Annotated in this window: 1 protein-coding gene; it reads left to right on the forward strand. The window is 70.7% G+C overall.

Annotated elements, in window-relative coordinates:
- Positions 1-246: electron transfer flavoprotein subunit beta/FixA family protein (locus DNK49_RS23790; protein WP_424445315.1), on the forward strand; the 246-nt coding region annotated here is incomplete at both ends.

Raw genomic sequence — 246 nt, forward strand, 5'->3', positions numbered from 1 at the left:
GCGAGATCGACGGCGGGCTGGAGACGCTGTCGATCCAGCTGCCGGCGGTGGTCACCACCGACCTGCGCCTGAACGAGCCGCGCTACGCGACGCTGCCCAACATCATGAAGGCCAAGAAGAAGCCGCTGGACACCGTCAAGCCGGCCGAGCTGGGCGTGGATGTGGCCCCGCGGCTGAGCACGCTGAAGGTTGCCGAGCCGCCCAAGCGCAGCGCCGGGGTGCGGGTGGCCGATGTGGCCCAGCTGG

The sequence above is a fragment of the Parazoarcus communis SWub3 = DSM 12120 genome (genome assembly GCF_003226565.1).
In the GTDB taxonomy this organism is placed as follows: domain Bacteria; phylum Pseudomonadota; class Gammaproteobacteria; order Burkholderiales; family Rhodocyclaceae; genus Parazoarcus; species Parazoarcus communis.